At 64.8% G+C, this 16,100-nt stretch carries 17 protein-coding genes; 2 read left to right on the top strand and 15 right to left on the bottom strand.

Features of this window, described 5'->3' with window-relative positions; all coding sequences use genetic code 11:
* Positions 1–9 precede the first annotated feature (9 nt).
* The 10 genes from ACQKPE_RS11870 to ACQKPE_RS11825 all read right to left on the bottom strand — a co-directional run bounded on the left by ACQKPE_RS11870 (position 10) and on the right by ACQKPE_RS11825 (position 10,180).
* Positions 10–963 carry a PDR/VanB family oxidoreductase gene (locus ACQKPE_RS11870; protein WP_427666004.1) on the bottom strand — a complete coding sequence of 318 codons (954 nt, stop codon included), beginning with the start codon at positions 961–963 and terminating at the stop codon, positions 10–12.
* A 55-nt stretch (positions 964–1,018) separates the two neighbouring features.
* Positions 1,019–1,951 (bottom strand): 3-hydroxyacyl-CoA dehydrogenase NAD-binding domain-containing protein, encoded by a 933-nt coding sequence (locus tag ACQKPE_RS11865; RefSeq protein WP_427666002.1) that lies wholly within the window; start codon positions 1,949–1,951, stop codon positions 1,019–1,021.
* Positions 1,951–2,700 carry an SDR family NAD(P)-dependent oxidoreductase gene (locus ACQKPE_RS11860; protein ID WP_427666000.1) on the bottom strand — a complete coding sequence of 250 codons (750 nt, stop codon included), beginning with the start codon at positions 2,698–2,700 and terminating at the stop codon, positions 1,951–1,953. Before ACQKPE_RS11860 ends, ACQKPE_RS11865 begins: the two co-directional genes overlap by 1 nt.
* Positions 2,697–4,127 (bottom strand): aminobutyraldehyde dehydrogenase, encoded by a 1,431-nt coding sequence (locus ACQKPE_RS11855; RefSeq protein WP_427665998.1) that lies wholly within the window; start codon positions 4,125–4,127, stop codon positions 2,697–2,699. The genes ACQKPE_RS11860 and ACQKPE_RS11855 overlap by 4 nt, the downstream gene beginning before the upstream one ends.
* 20 nt (positions 4,128–4,147) lie before the next feature.
* The gene (locus ACQKPE_RS11850; RefSeq protein ID WP_427665996.1) at positions 4,148–5,077 is read right to left on the bottom strand and encodes a 3-keto-5-aminohexanoate cleavage protein; all 930 of its coding nucleotides are present in this window, start codon (positions 5,075–5,077) and stop codon (positions 4,148–4,150) included.
* Between the two features lie 8 nt (positions 5,078–5,085).
* Positions 5,086–5,841, bottom strand: a complete 756-nt coding sequence (locus ACQKPE_RS11845; protein ID WP_427665994.1) for an SDR family NAD(P)-dependent oxidoreductase — start codon at positions 5,839–5,841, stop codon at positions 5,086–5,088.
* Entirely contained in the window at positions 5,838–6,980 is a 1,143-nt protein-coding gene (locus tag ACQKPE_RS11840) for an aromatic ring-hydroxylating oxygenase subunit alpha (protein WP_427665992.1), read from the bottom strand. The genes ACQKPE_RS11845 and ACQKPE_RS11840 overlap by 4 nt, the downstream gene beginning before the upstream one ends.
* A gap of 158 nt (positions 6,981–7,138) precedes the next feature.
* Positions 7,139–8,143, bottom strand: a complete 1,005-nt coding sequence (locus tag ACQKPE_RS11835) for a GlxA family transcriptional regulator (RefSeq protein ID WP_427665990.1) — start codon at positions 8,141–8,143, stop codon at positions 7,139–7,141.
* Between the two features lie 164 nt (positions 8,144–8,307).
* Entirely contained in the window at positions 8,308–9,402 is a 1,095-nt protein-coding gene (locus tag ACQKPE_RS11830) for an alkene reductase (protein ID WP_427665988.1), read from the bottom strand.
* 28 nt (positions 9,403–9,430) lie between these two features.
* Positions 9,431–10,180, bottom strand: a complete 750-nt coding sequence (locus ACQKPE_RS11825; RefSeq protein ID WP_427665986.1) for an SDR family oxidoreductase — start codon at positions 10,178–10,180, stop codon at positions 9,431–9,433.
* A gap of 122 nt (positions 10,181–10,302) precedes the next feature.
* Between ACQKPE_RS11825 and ACQKPE_RS11820 the strand changes: the two genes are divergently transcribed.
* A complete protein-coding gene (locus ACQKPE_RS11820) occupies positions 10,303–11,268 on the top strand; it encodes a LysR substrate-binding domain-containing protein (protein ID WP_427665984.1) in 966 nt (321 codons plus the stop codon).
* Here the strand turns inward: ACQKPE_RS11820 and ACQKPE_RS11815 are convergent.
* A complete protein-coding gene (locus ACQKPE_RS11815; protein ID WP_427665982.1) occupies positions 11,258–12,010 on the bottom strand; it encodes an SDR family oxidoreductase in 753 nt (250 codons plus the stop codon). The two genes, ACQKPE_RS11820 and ACQKPE_RS11815, sit on opposite strands and share 11 nt — an antisense overlap.
* A gap of 111 nt (positions 12,011–12,121) precedes the next feature.
* On the opposite strand from ACQKPE_RS11815, the gene ACQKPE_RS11810 reads away from it, so the two are divergent.
* Positions 12,122–13,048, top strand: coding sequence for a LysR substrate-binding domain-containing protein (locus ACQKPE_RS11810; RefSeq protein ID WP_427665980.1), 927 nt, complete (start codon positions 12,122–12,124; stop codon positions 13,046–13,048).
* A 6-nt stretch (positions 13,049–13,054) separates the two neighbouring features.
* Here the strand turns inward: ACQKPE_RS11810 and ACQKPE_RS11805 are convergent, their stop codons facing one another.
* The 4 genes from ACQKPE_RS11805 to ACQKPE_RS11790 form a co-directional block, all read right to left on the bottom strand.
* Positions 13,055–13,687: a response regulator gene (locus ACQKPE_RS11805; RefSeq protein WP_427665978.1), complete on the bottom strand. Its 633-nt coding sequence runs from the start codon at positions 13,685–13,687 to the stop codon at positions 13,055–13,057.
* Between the two features lie 33 nt (positions 13,688–13,720).
* The gene (locus tag ACQKPE_RS11800; RefSeq protein WP_427665976.1) at positions 13,721–15,067 is read right to left on the bottom strand and encodes a cache domain-containing protein; all 1,347 of its coding nucleotides are present in this window, start codon (positions 15,065–15,067) and stop codon (positions 13,721–13,723) included.
* A gap of 66 nt (positions 15,068–15,133) precedes the next feature.
* Complete coding sequence (locus ACQKPE_RS11795) at positions 15,134–15,337, bottom strand: YbdD/YjiX family protein (RefSeq protein WP_427665974.1); 204 nt, start codon at positions 15,335–15,337, stop codon at positions 15,134–15,136.
* A 10-nt stretch (positions 15,338–15,347) separates the two neighbouring features.
* A partial coding sequence (locus ACQKPE_RS11790; protein WP_427665972.1) for a carbon starvation CstA family protein occupies positions 15,348–16,100 on the bottom strand: 753 nt, incomplete at its 5' end.

The following is a 16,100-nucleotide window of genomic DNA, read 5'->3' as shown; positions in this document are numbered from 1 at the left end:
CTCCGAAGGTCAGAGGTCGAGGACCAGATGGGGGGAAAGCGCACGGGAAACACAGATCATCATCACCTCGTTGCGGCTGCGCTCAGCCGCACTCAGCACGCTGTCGCGATGCTCCGGCGTGCCCTCCAGCACACAGGTTTCGCAGGAGGCGCAGGTGCCCTCGCGGCACGAACTCTCTACTCGCAGGCCGTTGGCCTCGAGTACCTGGAGAATGCTTTTGTCCGCCGGCACTTCCAGGGTCTGGCCGCTTCGCGCGAGCTTGACGGTGAAGGGGCGGCCCGTTTCGGTGTGCAGTTCATGCCGGGGCGTGAACCACTCGAAATGCACCTGATGCTCGGGGAAGCGGCGCGTTGCAGCTTCCACGGCGAGCATCAACGGCGCAGGACCGCAGGTGTAGAAATGCACGTTGGCCGCCTGCCGACCGACTGCCCCGGCAATATCGAACAGGCCGCCCGCCTCGTCGTCGGCATGCAGGGTCACGCGCTCGCCAAAGGGCGCCAGCACCTGCATGAACGCGGCGCGCTCGCGGCTGCGTACCAGGTAGTAGAGGTGCCATGGTCGGCCATTGGCCTGGCACCGCTGGATCATCGACCAGATCGGCGTAATGCCGATGCCACCGGCGAAGAACACCAGTTCAGGTGCGTCCGGCACCAGGGGAAAGTGATTGCGCGGCGGGCTCACCTGAAGCCGGTCGCCTACCCGCAGCACCTGGTGAACATGACGCGAACCGCCGCGGCTGGTGGGCGACAGCCCCACCCCGACGCAATAGCGGTGCCGCTCCTGGGCGTCATTGCACAGCGAATACTGGCGCACCAGGCCGTCCGGCAGGTGCAGCTCGATGTGTGCACCGGGGGAAAATGCAGGCAGCAGCTCGCCAGTCGGCGAACGTAGCTCGAGCACCACCACGTCCTTGGCCTCGGCGACCCGGTCGGTGACCTGCAAGGTCAATACTTCATCAGGCATGGAAAACCTCACGCAGCGAGAAGAGCGCCGGAGCCCGCTGGGCCCCGGCCCAGGCTCAACGGCGCCGAAACGGCGCGGTCGCCTTCAACAGATGAGTGATCAGTTCATCGCGCTGGCTCGCCAGTACCGCCCAGCTATCCTGGCCGGCCTCATCCAGCACACCTTCGACCAGCCTTGCAGCGGTCCCACTGTCGAGCCGCGGGTCGCCCAGGTCGTCCCACCAGCCGTGGAAGCTCTCGGTGTATTTCTCGCAAAACGACGCCAGGCCCTGAGGACCACCGCCGAGGTGGAACAACATCGTCGGCCCCATCGCGGCCCAGCGCAGGCCAGGGCCTGCCCATACCGCCTTGTCGACGTCTTCGACGCTCGCCACGCCGCTGCTCACCAAGTGGATGGCTTCGCGCCACAACGCCGCTTGCAGTCGGTTGGCCACATGCCCAGGCACTTCGCGATTGACCCGGATCGTCACCTTGCCCACCTGCTGGTAGAAACGCTCGGCGCGCGCCACCACATCGGGTGCGGTGCGCTCGTTGCCCATCACCTCGACCAACGGGATCAGGTGCGGCGGGTTGAACGGGTGGCCCAGGATGAAATGCGAAGGGTCCTGCCAGCCCGCCTGCATCTCGCCCAGGCGCAGGCCAGAGGCGGAAGAGGCGACGATGGCGCCGGGCTTGAGCGCGGCTTCCAACTGGGCGAACAGCGCATGCTTGATGGCGATGCGCTCGGGCACGCTCTCCTGCACGAAGTCGGCATCGCCCACGGCGCTGGCCACGCTGTCATGGAAGCTCAGTTGGCCCGGCAGGATGTTGGCCAAGCCCAGTTCGCGCAAGGTCGGCCAGGCGTTGTCGATGTAGCGGCGAACATCGGCCTCCATCGTCGGCGACGGGTCGTGGACCGCCACGTTACGGCCGCAAGCCAGGAACAGTGCGGCCCAGCTGGCGCCGATGACGCCCGCGCCGATCACCGCGACATTGTTGAACTCACTCATCAGAAGAACCTCGGTTGCAAGGGAGAGGCACAGGTCAGGCCGCCATCGACGACAAAGCACTGCCCGGTGATGAAGCGCGCCGCGTCGCTGGCAAGCCAGGCCACGGTTTCAGCGATGTCCTCGGGCTGGCCGAAGCGCCCGGCAGGATGACGGGCCAAGGCATCGGCCTTGGCCTTGTCGGGGTCATGGGCCATGGCGAAGGCGTCTTCGGCCATGGCGGTCATGATCCAGCCGGGGCTGACCGCGTTGCAGCGCACCTGTGGCCCATGGTCCACGGCAATGGAACGGGTCAGGCCATGCACGAACGCCTTCGAGGCGTTGTACACGGCCATGGCGGGGTCGGCGCAAAGCCCTGAAATGGAGCCCAGGTTGACGATCGAGCCGCCCCCTTCGAGCATGCCGGGCAGTACGGCGCGGCACAGGTTGAAGGTGCCACGAGCGTTGATCCCCATCACTTCGTCCCAGTCCTCGTCGGTGGTGTCGAGTACGGTTTTCTCCAGCTGTACACCGGCGTTGTTGACCAACACCGTGACCCTGCCGAACCGCTGCTCGGCGCGCTCGACCACAAACCGGGCATCGGCAGCGCGCGCCACATCGGCCTGCACCCACTCCACGGCGGGGTCCAGGTCACGCGGCCGAACCCCACGTCCGCAGGTGAGCACCTGGCAACCCTGGGCAAGGAACTTGTCGACGATGGCCCGGCCAATACCTCGACTACCGCCGGTGACGACTACCACAGGAAGGCTCATGGTCGTTCTCCATGAGCGAGCATGACGTGGCGAATGCTGGTGTAGGCATCCAGGGCGAACACCGACATGTCGCAGCCATGGCCCGAGCCTTTCATGGCCGCCCAGGGCATTTCCGGGGTCGCCACGCCATGGGTGTTGACCCAGGTGAAGCCGTAGCGCAGTTGGCTGCTGGCCTGCATCGCACGCCCGCTGTCGCGGGTCCACAGCGAGGACGCCAGGCCATAGCGGGTGGCATTGGCGATCGCGATGGGGTCCTGGTCCTCTGTGAAGCGCGACACCGTTACCACCGGCCCGAACACTTCCTCGGTAGCGATTTCGGCATGGTGGTCGACATCGGCGATCACCGTGGGGCTGTAAAAGAAGCCACCGCCCGCCCCGCTCGTGCCGCCGGTCACTACCTCGGCATAGGCCCGCGCCCGGTCGACGAACCCTGCCACGCGCTGACGATGCAGGGCGCTGACCAATGGCCCCATTTCCGTGCCTTTGGCCCTAGGTGCACCAACCTTGATCGACGCCGCCGCTTCGGCCAGGGCACCGACCACGCGGTCGTAAACCTTGCTGGCCACCAGCAGCCGACATGGCTGCGCGCAATCTTGCCCGGCATTGAAGAAGGCCGTGGCGCGCAGGGTCGCCACCAGGGTTTCGAGGTCGGCGTCTTCGAATACGATCACCGGGGCCTTGCCGCCAAGCTCCACATGCACCTGGCGCATCTGCCGCGCCGCAGCGCGCATGGCCGCACTGCCGGTGGCGGGTGATCCGGTGATGCTCACCGCCTCGATAGCGGCCGCGTTGAGCAGGCGTTCGCCGGTACTGCTGCCTGCGCCGTGGACGATGTTTACCAGCCCGCGTGGCACCACGTCTGCCAGCAGGTGCGCCAGGTGCAGCGTGGAAAGGGGGGTGGTCTCCGACGGCTTGAGCACCACGCTGCAACCGGCCGCCAAAGGCGCCGCCAGCTTCCACGCTGCCATCATCAACGGGTAGTTCCAGGGTGCGATGGCGGCCACCGGGCCGATCGGGTCGCGACGAATCAAACTGGTATGCCCTGGCACGTATTCACCAGCGGCCACACCCGCGAGGGTTCGCGCCGCACCTGCGAAGAAGCGAAAGGTATCGAGGGTCAGCGGCATTTCGTCTTCGAGCGCCGATGGCCAGGGCTTGCCGACGTTCAGGCTCTCCAGCGAGGCCAGTGTCTCGGCGTGCTGCTCGACGACCTGTGCAATGTCCCGCAACAGCGCTGCTCGCTGCGCCGGGGTGGTTCGCGCATAGGACTGGAAGGCTTCGTGCGCGCCGTGTACGGCAGCATCCACTTGCTCATCGTCGGCCTGGTGAACGTGCGCGATATCTTCACCGGTCGAAGGGTCGGTCACCGCCAGGGCCTGGCCGGCGCCTTCAACGCGCTCGCCGTTGATCAACATTTTCGTATACATGGTCGTAGTCCCTCAGGCCCTTACAAGGTGATCCTGTCACGCCCTTTCAAGCCCAGACGAGCGCGTGCTTCTGTCGGCGTAGCCACCTTCAGCCCAAGGCTCTCGATGATCGAGCGAATCTTCTGCACCTGCTCGGCGTTGCTCCGGGCCTTCTCGCCAGGGCCAATGAACAGGCTGTCCTCCAGCCCCACGCGCACGTTGCCGCCGAGCATCGCGGCCTGGGTGGCGAAGGTCATCTGGTGTTTGCCGGCGGCCAGCACCGACCATTCGTAGTCATTGCCGAACAGCTTCTGCGCCACGCCATGCATGTGCGTGAGGTTGTCCAGGTCGGCGCCTACGCCACCCAGCACGCCGAAGACGATCTGGATCAGGAACGGTGGCTTGACCCAGCCCTGGTCGATGATCCACGCCAGGTTGTAAAGATGGCCCAGGTCGTAGCATTCGAACTCGAAGCGGGTGCCATGGCCTTCGCCCAGTTCCTTCACGATGTACTCGATGTCGGCAAAGGTGTTGCGAAAGATGAAGTCGCGAGTGCTGTCGAGGAACGCAGGCTCCCAATCGTGCTTCCAGTTCGCGTACTTGGCCTTCATCGGAAAGATGCCGAAGTTCATCGAGCCGACGTTCAACGAGGCCATTTCCGGGCTGACCGCCAACGCGGCACGCAGACGCTCTTCACGGCTCATGCCCAAGCCGCCGCCGGTGGACACGTTGAGGACCGCATCGCTCTGGCGGTGGATCTGCCCCATGAAGTCCTGGAACAGCTCCGGACGTGGGTCAGGCTTGCCAGTCTGTGGGTGGCGGGCATGCAGGTGGATGATCGATGCCCCCGCCTCAGCGGCTTCGATGGACGAGTCGGCAATCTGCTGCGGGGTGATCGGCAGGTACTCGGACATGGTCGGGGTGTGCACGCCACCGGTGGTGGCGCAGGTGATGATCACAGGCTTGGACATGACAGGGCTCACAATTTCATTTGTTGGACTTGGGCGGTGAGGCCGCCATCGAGGACCCACAGCTGGCCGCTGGCATAGCGCGCCTCGTCACTGGCCAGCCAATAGACGAGGTTGGCGACATCCTCCGGGGTGCCGTAGCGCCGGGTGAGGTGAACGTCACGCACCGCGCTTTCCAGGCTGGCGATGTCGCCGTGGTCGCGGAAGAAACTGCGCAGCATCGGTGTGTCGATGTAGCCTGGGCAGACCGCGTTTACCCGGATACCCTCGGGGCCGTGATCGCAGGCCATGGCGCGCGTCAGCGCATGCACTGCACCTTTGCTGGCGCAATAGGCGGCCAGACCGGGGTCGGCAATGAAGCCGTCATAGGAGCCGAAGTTGATCACGCTGGCCCCGGCGCTCTCGCGCAGCAATGGCAGGGCGTGCTTGCTGACCAGGAAGGTGCCGGTGACATTCACCGCGAACACCCGGTTCCACACCTCCAGGCTGGTGTGCTCGATGGTCTGCTCTACCTCGATCCCCGCAGCATTGACCAGCACGTCGAGCCGCCCCTGTGTGCGTGCCACCTGCTGCATCGCGGCTTGCACCTGGGCCTCGTCAGTCACGTCCAGACGCAGCGTTTCGATACCCTGCCAACCTGGCCCAGGCGAGAGGTCCGCGGCGTACACCACCGCCCCCTCCTTGGCCAGGCGCTCGCACACCGCCCTGCCGATACCACCGGTGCCGCCGGTCACCAGTGCGACCTTGCCTTGCAGTCCCTTGCTCATGGCTTGACGCTCCGTGCGTAGGCGTCCAGCACCAGCCCATGGAAATGGTGCAACGCATGCTCGGACTTACCCGACCCGTTGGGGTCGGTGACGATACGCCCCTGCTCGAACGCCGGTGTCTGCATGCCCCGCTGGACGTTCTCCACCAGGGCGATGTCCTCGACTTGCAGCACTTCGTCGAGGTAGCGGATCGCTTCTTTCTCCATGTCGTCCGGTTCGGGCGTCTCGAGGAAGAAGTCGTAGGTTTCGAAGGTGCGGTCCGGCCCCATGGGCACGATGTTCAGCACGATCATCGAGCTGCGCCCGGGGTAGCGCATCAGGCAGGTGTTGGGCCACAGCCACCACACCGCATGGGTGCGCACGCTGGCCTTGGAGACGTCGTAGGCAGAGTTCTGGCCCTTGCCCGCCTCGGCCATGTGGCTGGAGTAGATGCCGTGGGTCTGGACCTTGTAGGTGTCCATGTCCACCAGGGTGCAGAAGTCCTTGTGCGCCGTGGGGCAGTGGTAGCACTCGAGGAAGTTGTCGACCACGTTCTTCCAGTTCGACTTGATCTCGTAGGTCAGCCGATGGGCGAAGGTGAGCTTTTCGATGTCGGGTGCCCAGTGCAGCACTTCCTTGGCCAGGTCGCCGGACTGCTCGTGCAAAGGAGCAGCAGCGACATCGAGGTTGACGTAAACGAACCCGCAGAACTCCTCCACCAACACTGGCGTGAGGTGGATCTGGTTCTTGTCGAAGTCCTTCAGCCCACCGACGTGGGGCGCGGCGACCAGCCCGCCGTTCAGCCCATAGCACCAGGAGTGGTAGGGGCAAACGATGCGACGGGTCTTGCCTTCGCCTTGCAGCACGGGGTGGGCGCGGTGCTTGCACACGTTGTAGAAGGCGCGCAGCACGCCATCCTGATCGCGAACCACGGCAATGGGGTGGCCGGCGATGTCCACGGTGGTGTAGCTGCCCGGCTCGCGGACCTTTTCGACGTGGCATACCCACTGCCAGCTTTTCGCGAGGATCTGCTGCTGATCGAGGCGAAACCACTCCGGCTGCACGTAGGCATCGGCACGCAGCGACTGGGAGACCAGCGGGTCCGGGTGGTAACCCTGCTTGATCGATTCGAATTGGCGAGGATGCAGCAATTCAGACATATCAACGGCCCTTTTCTTGTCACGGACATGGGGTCGTGCCCGTTCTCTGGGGTTGATAGTGGTCTGGGTGAGGATGGCGAAATGTGCAGAAAAAGCCGCGTTTTGTGCTTATTCAGCCATTGTCGTTTTTAGATACGTGCACGCTGTCGGCGACAGGCTCAGCGGTCCTTACCGAGCTGGTGCATGGGCCAGGCCCGGTAATCGAAGGGTACCCGGCCCTCCTGACGGTCCTGGCGCGGGGTAAGGCCGAAACGCTCGCGGTAGATACGACAGAAGTGCGACTGATTGGGAAAACCCGAGGCAACACCGACCTTGGTCAGCGCAAGGTCGGTCTGGGTAATCAGGCCACGCGCCCGGTCCAGACGAATGTCGCGGTAATAGAGCGCGGGGCTTTTGTGCACCACCTGGCGGAACAGGCGATCGAGCTGGCGCTGCGATATACCGACCTGCTCGCAGATCTCGGGAATGCTCAGTACCTCTTCCAAGTGCTTTTCCATCAGCTTGATCGCCTGCCGGACCACCAGCGTAATGGTGTGGCCGAGCGGTTGCCGGGCCTCGGGGTTCTGCTGGGCGCTGCCGGGGCGAAATTGCTGGTGGAATACATACCGCGCAGCTTCGTTGGCCAGGGTCTCGCCATGCAGGTTGCGAATCAGCTGCAAGGCAGTGTCGGTGGCGGCCGCGCCACCGCAGCAGGTGATGCGGTTCTGGTCGAAAACGTAAAGGTCTTCGACGATGGTGATGTCCGGGTAAAGCTCGAGCAATGCGTCGATATGTTCGTAGTGCGCAGTGGCGCGGCGCCCTGAAAGCAGGCCCGCCTCGGCCAGCAGGAAGGTGCCTGTGTCGATTGCCCCCAGCATGCAGCCCCTGCTCACCCAGCCCCGAAGCAGGCCGTGCAAGTAGGTGCCCTGATGCTGCTCGGGCGCCCAACTACACGACACCAAAACCAAGTCCCAGGGCTCGTCGCGCAGCGTTGCAACCGCTTGGGTGCAAAGCTCCATGCCGTTCGAAGCTTTGACTCCGGCACCCTCGAGCGAGGCGAACGCCCAGTGGAAACGGCTCTCGCCACTGAGGTAGTTGGCCGCCCGGAAAGGGTCGACGAAGGCGGTGGTCGCAGCGGCGTTGAAATAGGGAAAGACGATGACCAGGAACCTGAACACACGCATCTCCGGCAGGTGTCGATGCGCGTGATGATAGGCCCAGGCGCGGGGGCGTTGTAAACCACCATCAACGCCTCGGCCCAAGCAGAAGCAGGCTCACACTCAAGTCTCTGCCTATCTCCTGGTCGCTCGACTGCAACGACAAATACCAGGTGTTTCTCCGAGCGTCTTCAACCTTCACCGCCCGCCTCGACATACGCCCCATAGCTGGTGTATCCCTCCGCGCCCTGTGTAAACCAGGTGCTGGCATCATCCGCAGCCAATGGCAGCCCTCGCTGGCTGCGTGCCGGGAAATCCGGGTTGGCGATGAAGGGCCGGCCAAAGGCGATGGCATCAGCCTGCCCGGCATCCAATGCGGCCTGGGCACGCGCCAGGTCGTAGTCGGAGTTGAGAATCAACGTGCCGTTGAAGGCCTTGCGAATCGCGGCGGCCACGGGCGGGGTCTCGGACTTGCCGAAGGTGCCGTCCATGGGCGGTTCGCACAATTCAAGGTGAGCTACACCTAAGGCCGACAACACCTCGGCTGCACGCACGAACAACGCTTCAGGGTTGCTGTCGCGCACACCCAGGTCATGGCTGCTGGGCGACAGGCGTACGCCGGTACGCTCCTTGCCGATCACCTTGATGACCGCCTCGGTCACCTCGCGCAGCAGGCGCACACGGTTATCGATCGAGCCGCCGTAGGCATCCAGGCGGAAGTTGCTGCCGTCACGCAGGAACTGGTCGATCAGGTAGCCGTTGGCGGCGTGTATCTGCACACCATCGAAGCCTGCCGCCATGGCATTGCGGGTGGCGCTGCGGAAGGTTTCCAGCAACGGCCCTATCTCATCGACGGCCAGTGCCCGGGCCGGGGCGTAGGGCTGCTTGCCGGTGTAGGTGTGGGCAAGGCCTGGGGCGGTGGTCACCGAGGCAGAGACCGCTTGGCCAGCGGGCAGGAAGCTTGGGTGCACCGAGCGCCCCATGTGCCACAGCTGGGCGATGATGCGCCCTCCAGCAGCGTGCACCCGGTCGGTGACCTGGCGCCATCCCTCGACCTGCGCTTGCGACCAGATACCCGTGGCATAGGCCCAGCCCAACCCTTGCTGGCTGATGCCGATGGCCTCGGAAATGATCAGGCCGGCACCGGCACGCTGGGCGTAGTAGTCGGCCATGATCGCGGTCGGCAGGTGCTCGCGGGTACCACGTCCACGGGTCATGGGGGCCATGAGCAGGCGGTTGGGCAGGGTCAGTGCACCCACTTCAAGGGGCGTGAAGATGGAAGTCATGAAATTTCTCCTCGTCGGTTGAAGGGGTTCAGGCCAGCCGCGCGCCACCGTCGACATTGAGCACGGCACCGTTCATGTAGGTGTTGTTCATCAGGAAGACCACCGCGTTACCGGCTTCCTCGGCAGAGCCCAGACGGTGCAGTGGCAGCGCTTGCTCGAGCGAGGCGACGAAGGCGTCACGCCCTTCGCCCAGGGCCTTGCCAAGGATCGGCGTGTCGATCGGGCCGGGCGACAGGGTGTTTACCCGCACCGGCGCCAACTCCAGGGCCAGGCCTCGGGCCAGTGCCTCCATGGCGGCGCTCGCTGCGGCCAGCACGGCGGTGCCGAAGGCATTCGGGCGGTCGGCGAGGTTGCCGGAGATGAAGGTGATGGAGCCTTGCCGGGACAGCCTGTCACCCAATGCGCGGATGGCATGCACCGAGGCCCACATGCGTTCTTCGAAGGCACGGCGCAGGTGGTCCACGTCGGCGTCCAGCACGCGGCCGGCGACGAAGCTGCCCGCCAGCAACACCAGATGGTCGACCTGGGGAATATCCGCCAGGGCGGCGTGAATCGTTTCGCTGCGGGTCACGTCTGCCGCACGCCAGCCGGCCAGGCCGTGGTCGTGGGCCGCTTGCTGGGCACGCTCGGCATTCGAGCCGATGACGATGACCTCGGCACCGGCGGCCTTGGCCTGGATCGCCGCAGCCAGGCCGATGCCCGAGGTGCCACCGAAGAGCACCACGGTTTGACCGGCCAGGTTGTTGGGCAGCGACGCGTTCAGTTGAGCAGTGTTCATGGGAGGTTCTCCAAGTGGGAATGCCCGGTTGGCATTCGATGGAGAGAAGCTTACGGATCGGAACCAACATTGATAATTAGGCCGTAATTCGCTTTACTCATGCCATGACGGAACGAATAGGCTTGGACCGCCTCACAGGTCTGATCGCATTTGCCCGCGCGGCCTCCCTGGGCAGCTACACCGCAGCCGCGCGGGTGCTGTCGGTGTCGCCCTCGGCCGTGAGCAAGAGTGTGCAGCGCCTCGAAGAACACTTCGGGCTCAAGCTGTTCACCCGTACCACGCGCTCGCTGACCTTGACGCCCGAAGGGCGCGAGCTGCACGAGCGTGCGCTGCGCATCCTGGAAGAGGTGGAAGGCATCGACCAGGCGGCGCTGGCAACCCGCGCCGAGCCTTCGGGGTCGCTGAAAGTCACGGCGCCCTTCCCCATCGGCCTGAACATCCTGGCCCCGGCGCTGCCGCGCTTTCGCCAGCGCTACCCGCGCCTGGCCATCGACCTGCGCCTGGGCGACCAGCAGGCCGATATCATCGAGCAAGGCATCGATGTGGCCATTCGGGTAGGCAACCTGGCCGACTCGCGGCTGATCTCTCGGGTATTGGGCCCACACCGCACGGCGGCATTCGCCTCACCTGGCTACCTGGCCCAGCGCGGCACGCCCTTGCATCCGCAAGACCTGCTGCAGCATGAGTGCGTGAACTTTCGCTACCAGAGTTCAGGGCAGGCGTTGCGTTGGCCGTATCAGGAAGGTGAGCGCCTGCTCGAAGTGACGCCTCAAGCAGGCATTACCATCGACCTCAGCGATGCCGTGGCGATTACCCTGGCCGCCGGGGGCGGTATCGGTATTTCGCCCTGCTATGTAGCCGCGCCCTATGTGCAACGCGGTGAACTGGTGCCGGTGCTGCCACAGTTCAGCGTGGAGCGCTTCCCGATTACAGCCTTGTGGCCGGAAAGCCGTCGCGGCAGCCCGAACGTGAAGGCGTTCGTGCAGTTCCTGGGCGAGCTGTTCCCCTCGCCCGCACCTTGGGACCAGGTGGTGAAACAGGCCTCACAAGGGTCGTTCAGCGCCGCCCCGACCCTGCTCAAGCCGTGAAACCACCATCGACCAACAGTTCGGCACCACTGACGAAGGCCGCACCGGGGCTTGCCAGGTAGGCCACGGCAGCGGCGATATCCTGGCCTTCGCCGTAGCGGCCCACGGCGATGTTCGGGCGTACGAAGTCGGCCACCGGGCCGTCGGCGGGGTTCATGTCGCTGTCGGTTGGGCCGGGGTGCACGGTATTGACGGTGATGCCACGGGGGCCAAGGTCACGCACCAGGCCACGGCTGAAACCTGCGACGGCGCCCTTGGTCAGGGTGTAGGCCGAGGCAGTGCCGAACGCCGCGTACTGCACCATGGAGCTGCCGATATTGATGATGCGCCCGCCGCGCCCCATGTGCCGCAGGGCCTCCTGGGTGGCGACGAACACGCCGGTGACATTCACCGCCAGAATACGCTGCAAGTCCGCCAGGGCGATGTCTTCGGGGGCGCCGAGTACGCTGATGCCGGCATTGTTGACCAGGATATCGACCTTGCCGAACTGCTGCGCCACCTGCTGCACCGCGCGTTGTACCGCGCAGGGGTCGCCGGCGTCGGCGGCCAGGGCGATGGCCTTGCCGCCAGCACGCGTTATGTCCTGTACCACCGCCTCGGCGCGCTCGGCCGAGGCGTTGTAGGTGATGGCGACGGTAGCGCCGTCGGCGGCCAGGCGCTTGGCGATTGCAGCGCCGATGCTGCGCGAGCCGCCGGTGACGATGGCGACTTGGTTGGCCAGGGGTTGAGTGTGGGTAGTCATGTTGGGTGCCTCATGGGTGTGTGGAAGGTGAGGCTATGAAACACCCTTGCGCTTAAACTGATTAGTCGGTAATGAGTGGAATCATTTTCAACGAATGCTTGAAGGGAAACGATGGAGACCCTGGCCAACCTGAATGCCTTCGTCCGCAGTGCCGAGGCTGGCACCTTCTCGGCAGCGGCCCGCCAACTAGGCCTGACACCGGCGGCGGTCAGCCGCAACGTGGCGCAGTTGGAGGCCAACCTGGGCGTGCGCTTGTTCCAACGCAGCACGCGCCAACTAACCCTGACCGAAGCGGGCGAACGCTTTTTACAGAATGTGGGCGCAGGGCTGCACAGCGTGCAGGCCGCCATCGACGACCTGGCCAGCAACGCCGGGGCGCCAGCGGGGGTGCTGAGGGTTTCGGCGGCGCCGACCTTCGGCCTGGCCTACCTGCTGCCTTTGATGCCTGCCTTTCTCGCCCGTTACCCGGCAGTGGTGCCCGAATGGCAGCTCGACAACCGCCAGGTGGACCTGATCGCCGACGGCTTCGACGCGGCCGTCGGCGGCGGCATCGAGCTGTCGCCCGGCGTGGTCGCCAGGCCCCTGGCGCCAGCGCACCTGGTGCTGGTGGCGGCGCCAACGTTCCTGGCAACGCACCCGCCCATCGAACGGCCGGAGCAACTGCGCGAAGTGCCGGGCTTGGGGATGCGCTCGCCGCAGACTGGACGTGTGCGTCAGTGGACGCTACAAGATCGCAACGGCCAGCAGCATGGCCTGGAAGTGAACGCGCAGATGCTGTTCAACGACCCACAAGGCCTGTGCCAGGCAGCGCTGCTGGGCATGGGGGTGGCCTTGCTGGCCATGCCGGATGTGCTGGCGCACCTGCAAAGCGGCGCGTTGCAGCGTGTGTTGCCAGGTTGGTACGCCGATGCCGGGCCGATCTCGCTGTATTACGCCAGCCAGAAGCTGTTGCCCGCCAAGACGCGGATATTCATCGACATGCTGGTGGAACAGGCGCGGGAGCAACGCTGGATGGAGCGCTTCGACGCCCGGCCCTGAACAACCTCAGAGCGACACCAACCCGTGCTCCAGCGCGTACTTCACCAAGGCCGCCGCCGTATCGATGTTCAGCTTGCGCCGAATGCTCAGCCGGTAGGTCTCTACCGTACGCACGCTGATCCCCAGCTCCCGGGCCATCTCCTTGTTGTTGGCGCCCCTGGCAATCATCGCCAGCACCTGTATTTCACGCGGCGTCAGGTCGTTCTCGTCGCGGCTGTTGCTGACCAGCTTGCGGGCGATTTCCGGGCTGTAGAAGCTGCCGCCGGCGGCAATGGCCTCGATGGCCGCCACCAGCTCGGTGGACGGCGCGTTCTTCAGCACATAGCCCAAGGCGCCAGCGTTGATCGAGGTGCGCACGTACTCCTGGTTGTCGTACATGCTCAGCATCAGGATCTTGATGCCGGGGTACAGCGCGCGCAGCTTGCGGGTCAGCTCCAGGCCGTTGATGTCCGGCAGGCCGATGTCCAGCAGCAGGATATCCAGCTCGGTGCAGGCCACCAGCTCCAGCGCCTGGGCACCAGACTCGGCCTGGCCGACCACCTGGAAGTTCGGCAGTGCGCTGAGCAGCGACTTGACGCCGTCGCGCACCAGGACGTGGTCATCGACCAGGGCGATTCGGATGGGGCTGGTAGGGCTCATGGCAGTCTCGGGCATTCGGGGTAAAGAGGCCGTTCAAACGCGGCCTATCGGTATCTGGATCTGCAATTCCGTGCGCCCCTGGTACGAGGCGATGCTGAAACTACCACGGTGGTGGTCGACCCGCTCGCGGATATTGCGCAGGCCGATGCCATGGCTCTCGTCGGCGGCATCAGGGTCGAAGCCCACGCCGTTGTCCTGCACACGCAGCACGATCAGGCCTTGGCGGGCAGAGAGCGAGATTATAGCGGCGCTGGCCCGGGCATGGCGCTCGATGTTCGCCAGCGCCTCTTGGATGATGCGGAACAGGGTCAGCGCCAGGTCCGCGTCGACTTCCGTTTCGTTCAGGCCGCACTCGTAGCGGGTATGGATCGCCGTGCGCTGCTCGAACTCGCGTACATGCTGGTCGATGGCCGGCGACAGCCCCAGGGTGTCGAGCAGCGAGGGGCGCAGGTCGTGGGAAATACGGCGTATTTCGCCGATCGCCGCCCCCAAGCGGGTGGTGCCCTTGCGCAGGTTCTCCAGCCCTTCCTCGCGACCGTTGGCCACTTCCATGGCGGCAAGCTCGAACTGGAACTTGATCGACACCAGCAACTGGCTGATGCCGTCGTGCAGCTCGCGCGACACCCGCGAGCGCTCCTCTTCCTGAAGGTTGACGATACGCTGGTTGAGCACCGACAGCTTGCTGTCGGCCAGGCGGTGCTCGCTGACGTTGAGCATCAGCCCGCCGGCGAAGATCACCAGCACCGCCAACAGGGAAAACGAGCCGATCGCCAGGACCGTGGTCAGTACGCCCGAGGCGACTTCCTGGCGCGACTTCAAGGTGGCGACCTCGACATCGTCGATGTAGATACCGGTGCCCAGCATCCAGCCCCAGCGTTCGAGCATGACCACGTAGGCAAGCTTGCCGGTGCTCAGGCCCGTGGAGGGTTTTTGCCAGGCGTACAGTTGATAACCGCCGCCCTGCTCGGCGCTTTTGAGCAGGGCCTGGATCACCGGCAGGCCGTTCTTGTCGGTCATGCCGATCAGATCCTTGCCCACCAGGTCGGCCTGGCGCGGGTGCATCAGGCTCTTGCCGTGGCGGTCGTAGACGAAGAAATAGCCATCCACGCCAAAGCTGGCATGGGAAAGAATCTGTAGGGCGCGTTGGCGCGTCTGCTCGTCGTCGGCGCCGCTGTCGTACAGCGGGGCGATCAGGCTCATGGCCAGTTCCAGGTAGTTCTTAAGCTCGGCCTTCTTGGTGGCCATGATGCTGCTTTCCACCAGCCGCGCCTGTTCTTCCTCGAGCTTGCGGCTCTGGGCGAACACCAGGACGCAGATGAACAGCACCGACACCAGCAACGGCAGGACGCTGAGGGTGACGATCTTGTGTTTGAGTTGCATGGGTTTGGCCCGGAAAAAGAAAGAGGGGCCGCAAGGCGGCCCCTCTTTTATGACACGTTCAGCGGCTCAGCAGCAACGCACGGGGCGACCGCTGCCGCCTCCGTAGCGCGCGTCCTGGCGCTCACGGAAGAAGGCGTCGTAACTCATCACCGGCTTGTCCGGGTGCTGGCTCTGCATGTGCTCGACGTAGTAGTCGTAGTCAGGCATGCCAACCAGCATCCGAGCGGCCTGGCCGAGGTACTTGCCCATCTTGCCCAGGTCGTTGAACATCGATCTGTCCTCAGGCCTCAGGCATAGGCTGGTACGGCGACTCCTTGTCGGTACGCTCTTCCTTCACCCAGGCACGGCGACCGACCTTGATGGCGTAGAACAGAATGCTCAGTGTCACGCACAGGAACAGCACGCTCAGCGTGGCGTTGGTGTAAGCGTTGAACACCACGTGCTGCATCTGCCCCAGGCTCTTGGCCGGAGCCAGTACTTGGCCGGCGTCCAGTGCGGCGCTGTACTTCTTGGCCAGGGCCAGGAAGCCGACGGCCGGGTTCGGGTCGAACAGCTTGATCAGGCTGGCGGTGACGGTGCAGATCAGCAGCCAGGTAGCAGGTACCAGGGTGACCCACACGTACTTCTGGCGCTTCATCTTGATCAGCACCACGGTGCCCAGCATCAGCGCGATACCGGCCAGCATCTGGTTCGAGATACCGAACAGCGGCCACAGGGTGTTGATGCCGCCCAGCGGGTCGACCACGCCTTGGTACAGCAGGTAGCCCCACAGTGCCACGCAACCGCCGGTAGCGAGCATGTTGGCGCCCCACGACTCGGTGCGCTTCAGGGCTGGCACGAAGCTGCCCAGCAGGTCCTGCAGCATGAAGCGACCGGCACGGGTACCGGCGTCCACTGCGGTGAGGATGAACAGCGCCTCGAACAGGATCGCGAAGTGGTACCAGAAGGCCATGGTGTTCTCACCCGGCAGCACCTGGTGCAGGATCTGCGCGATACCTACCGCCAGGGTCGGTGCACCACCGGCACGGGCCAG

Origin of the sequence: Pseudomonas sp. NPDC089554, assembly GCF_050280645.1 — a bacterium.
Lineage (GTDB): Bacteria > Pseudomonadota > Gammaproteobacteria > Pseudomonadales > Pseudomonadaceae > Aquipseudomonas.
Note: the sequence above shows the minus strand (reverse complement) of the source record. Positions and strands in the feature narration are given on the sequence as shown.

Excerpts from the sequence above, each read along its gene's own strand:
- ACQKPE_RS11840 (WP_427665992.1), bottom strand. The coding sequence starts at position 6,980 with ATGTCTGAATTGCTGCATCCTCGCCAATTCGAATCGATCAAGCAGGGT.
- ACQKPE_RS11805 (WP_427665978.1), bottom strand. The coding sequence starts at position 13,687 with ATGAGCCCTACCAGCCCCATCCGAATCGCCCTGGTCGATGACCACGTC.
- ACQKPE_RS11810 (WP_427665980.1), top strand. The coding sequence starts at position 12,122 with ATGGAGACCCTGGCCAACCTGAATGCCTTCGTCCGCAGTGCCGAGGCT.
- ACQKPE_RS11835 (WP_427665990.1), bottom strand. The coding sequence starts at position 8,143 with ATGCGTGTGTTCAGGTTCCTGGTCATCGTCTTTCCCTATTTCAACGCC.
- ACQKPE_RS11850 (WP_427665996.1), bottom strand. The coding sequence starts at position 5,077 with ATGTCCAAGCCTGTGATCATCACCTGCGCCACCACCGGTGGCGTGCAC.
- ACQKPE_RS11830 (WP_427665988.1), bottom strand. The coding sequence starts at position 9,402 with ATGACTTCCATCTTCACGCCCCTTGAAGTGGGTGCACTGACCCTGCCC.
- ACQKPE_RS11855 (WP_427665998.1), bottom strand. The coding sequence starts at position 4,127 with ATGTATACGAAAATGTTGATCAACGGCGAGCGCGTTGAAGGCGCCGGC.
- ACQKPE_RS11870 (WP_427666004.1), bottom strand. The coding sequence starts at position 963 with ATGCCTGATGAAGTATTGACCTTGCAGGTCACCGACCGGGTCGCCGAG.
- ACQKPE_RS11795 (WP_427665974.1), bottom strand. The coding sequence starts at position 15,337 with ATGTTCAACGACCTGGGCAAGATGGGCAAGTACCTCGGCCAGGCCGCT.
- ACQKPE_RS11845 (WP_427665994.1), bottom strand. The coding sequence starts at position 5,841 with ATGAGCAAGGGACTGCAAGGCAAGGTCGCACTGGTGACCGGCGGCACC.
- ACQKPE_RS11825 (WP_427665986.1), bottom strand. The coding sequence starts at position 10,180 with ATGAACACTGCTCAACTGAACGCGTCGCTGCCCAACAACCTGGCCGGT.
- ACQKPE_RS11815 (WP_427665982.1), bottom strand. The coding sequence starts at position 12,010 with ATGACTACCCACACTCAACCCCTGGCCAACCAAGTCGCCATCGTCACC.
- ACQKPE_RS11860 (WP_427666000.1), bottom strand. The coding sequence starts at position 2,700 with ATGAGCCTTCCTGTGGTAGTCGTCACCGGCGGTAGTCGAGGTATTGGC.
- ACQKPE_RS11865 (WP_427666002.1), bottom strand. The coding sequence starts at position 1,951 with ATGAGTGAGTTCAACAATGTCGCGGTGATCGGCGCGGGCGTCATCGGC.
- ACQKPE_RS11800 (WP_427665976.1), bottom strand. The coding sequence starts at position 15,067 with ATGCAACTCAAACACAAGATCGTCACCCTCAGCGTCCTGCCGTTGCTG.